The sequence below is a fragment of the Flavobacterium sp. genome (assembly GCF_031363805.1).
Classification (GTDB): domain Bacteria; phylum Bacteroidota; class Bacteroidia; order Flavobacteriales; family Flavobacteriaceae; genus Flavobacterium.
The window spans coordinates 1-3,295 of the sequence record NZ_JANLVD010000050.1 but is presented as its reverse complement, the minus strand read 5'-3'; the positions used below and the strand labels follow the sequence as shown (position 1 = coordinate 3,295).

The window sequence follows — 3,295 nt, the reverse complement described above, 5'->3', positions numbered from 1 at the left end:
CGGAAAAAGAAGGTTAATATTAAGGTAGAAATGTGACTACCATCAATATCGGCATCACACATAATTACTACTTTATGGTAACGCAATTTTTCTAGGTTTAATGCTTTACTATCTTCGGCAGTACCAATAGTTACTCCTAATGCTGTAAATATATTACGAATCTCTTCGTTTTCAAAAACTTTGTGGTGCATGGCTTTTTCCACATTCAAAATCTTACCTCTTAAAGGCAAAATAGCTTGAAATGCTCTGTCACGTCCTTGTTTTGCTGTTCCTCCAGCAGAATCTCCCTCAACAAGGAAAACTTCGCATTTTGCTGGATCTTGTTCTGAACAATCTGATAATTTTCCTGGCAATCCGCCACCACCCATTACAGTTTTGCGTTGCACCATTTCACGTGCTTTTTTGGCAGCATGACGTGCTTGAGCAGCCAAAATTACTTTTTGAACAATAATACGAGCATCATTTGGATTCTCTTCCAAATAACTTTCAATCATATCGCCAACCGCTTGAGAAACCGGAGAAACTACTTCTCTATTTCCCAATTTGGTTTTGGTTTGCCCTTCAAATTGAGGTTCTGCTACTTTTACGGAAATAATTGCAGTTAAGCCTTCACGGAAATCATCACCTGAAATTTCGAATTTCAGTTTGTCTAACATTCCAGATGAATCTGCATATTTCTTTAGCGAACGAGTTAAACCTGTTCTGAAACCTTGCAAGTGTGTTCCTCCTTCGTGCGTGTTGATATTATTTACATAAGAAAAAATATTTTCTGTATAACTTGTGTTGTAAATCAAGGCAACTTCAACGGGAATTTCACCTTTATCGTTATCCATAGAAATTACATGCGCGATAATTGGATCACGATTTGAATCTAAATATCTAATGTATTCTTTTAAGCCTTCAGTAGAATGAAAAACTTCTGAAACAAAATTTCCATCTTTGTCTTTCTCTCTTTTATCTGTAAATGTAATGGTAATTCCTTTATTTAAAAAAGATAATTCACGCATACGAGCCGATAAAGTATCATAAGAAAACTCGGTTGTTTGTGTGAAAATAGTATTGTCAGGATAAAAAGTAACTATGGTTCCGCGTTTGGTTGTTTCTCCAATTTGCTTTACAGGATACAGTGCTTTTCCTTTTTCGTATTCTTGCTCATAAACTTTACCGTCGCTACTATGAATAGTGGCACGTAAATGGTTTGACAATGCATTTACTACAGAAACTCCCACACCGTGCAATCCTCCAGAAACTTTATACGAATCTTTATCGAATTTTCCACCTGCACCAATTTTAGTCATAACAACTTCAAGTGCCGAAACACCTTCTTTTTTATGAATACCTACTGGAATACCACGCCCATTATCTTCTACAGTAACTGATCCGTCTTCATTAATATCAACAATAATAGTATCACAATGGCCGCCCATAGCTTCATCGATAGAGTTATCGACTACCTCATAAACTAAATGGTGTAAACCACGAACACCTACATCTCCAATATACATCGATGGGCGCATCCTTACATGCTCCATTCCTTCTAACGCCTGAATACTATCTGCTGAATAATTATCTTTTTTAATCTCGTCGCTCATATAAATTTATTCTTAAAAAATGTAATTTTTGTCTAACAGGCAAATATATACTATTGAGAACGATTTTAAAAGTTTAAGCAATGATTAAGTGATGAAGTTATCAACAGTTTATTAAAAATCAAATTTAAAAAATCAATGACAATGGCAAAATTCAATTTCAAAAATTTATATAAAATTCAATGACAATGACAATGGCAAAATTCAATTTCAAAAAAACTAATTACTTAAAAAAACAAATTTTCAAAAGGAATATTTAGAAATATACTTTTGAAAATCTGAAAAACTTTAAATCTATACGTTTATTAAATTACAATTGATTTTTGAAATTGATTTTTGAAATTTATACAGTTACATCCACTTTCGCAATTTCAACGTCTGCTTTTACGTGCGCAGCGTTTGCTCTGCCGCTTGGATCTTGATTTTCTTGCCATTTCGGAATCCATTTGCGTACAGTTTCGGCAGCGCTTTGTTGTGGATAATATTTATGGAAAATGGTTCTGTAAAAATAAGCTTCTTTGGTTGTAGGCGTGTTGTATGCAAACTGTACTTTGGCTGAATCCAATTGCTCATCGGTTACATTTGAGGCGCAATATTCTATTAATTCATCAATCCAATTATATCCTACTCCATCAGAAAATTGTTCTTTTTGACGCCATAATACTTCATCTGGAAGATACGGATTATCTGGCGTATCGAACGCTTTACGAAGAATATATTTCTCTTTTCCGTCGTAAGTTTTTGGTTGTTTTTCTTCTGGTTTGATTAACATTGAAACATCTAAAAATGCTTTGTCTAGAAACGGAACACGAGCTTCTAATCCATGTGCCATGGTGGATTTATCAGCGCGAAGTAAATCGGCAGTGAATAATTTCTGCACTCTTTCGATTGTTTCTTTTTGAAAATCTTCAGTTGAAGGCGCATTTCTAAAGTATAAATATCCGCCAAAAATTTCGTCAGCACCTTCACCGGAAAGTACGACTTTAATTCCCATATCTGTAATAGCTTTGGATAAGAAATACATAGGCGTACTTGCTCTAATAGAAGTTACATCGTACGTTTCCAAATGCCAAACCAATTTGTCTAAAATTTCAATGCCTTGTTCGATAGTAAAATGAATTTCATGGTGTTCAGTGTCTAAAAACTCAGCTACTTTTCGAGCGGCTTTAGCATCTGGAGCATCGGCATCTAAACCAATAGAAAAGGAATGTAATTTTTTACCTTTTTCTTTTAATAATCTTGAAGCTATTGATGATGTTAATGATGAATCTAGTCCGCCAGATAATAAAACTCCAATGGGCACATCGCTCATTAATCGTTTTCGAGTGGCTTCGGTTAATGTATCACGAATCAGTTTTAAATCTAATTCATTTGTTGCTTTTGAATAATCCTCATATTCTGGTTTATAGTATTTTACAAAACCCGTTTTTGGAGTGTAAAAATGTCCAGGAGGAAATGTTGAGAATGTTTTGCATTGGTCGGCAATAGATTTCATTTCGGATGAAAAATACATTCTACCTCTTTCATCCATACCATAATATAATGGTTTTACGCCCATTGGATCACGACCAGCAATATAATCATCGCCATCAATTACTACAAAAGCAAAATCACCATCTAATTTGTCTAGAAAATCATAACCAAATTCTTCATACAAATGCACAATCACTTCCGAATCTGATTTGGTTTTGAAAGTATGGTGTTTT

At 34.4% G+C, this 3,295-nt stretch carries 2 protein-coding genes; both read right to left on the bottom strand.

What is annotated here, in order from left to right; all coding sequences use genetic code 11:
* Positions 1 to 1,592 (bottom strand): DNA gyrase subunit B (locus RMN92_RS02860; protein WP_309607952.1); only part of this gene is annotated, 1,592 nt, incomplete at its 3' end.
* A gap of 340 nt (positions 1,593 to 1,932) precedes the next feature.
* The coding region (gene asnB / locus RMN92_RS02855) for an asparagine synthase B (protein WP_309607951.1) at positions 1,933 to 3,295 on the bottom strand (1,363 nt) is incomplete at its 5' end.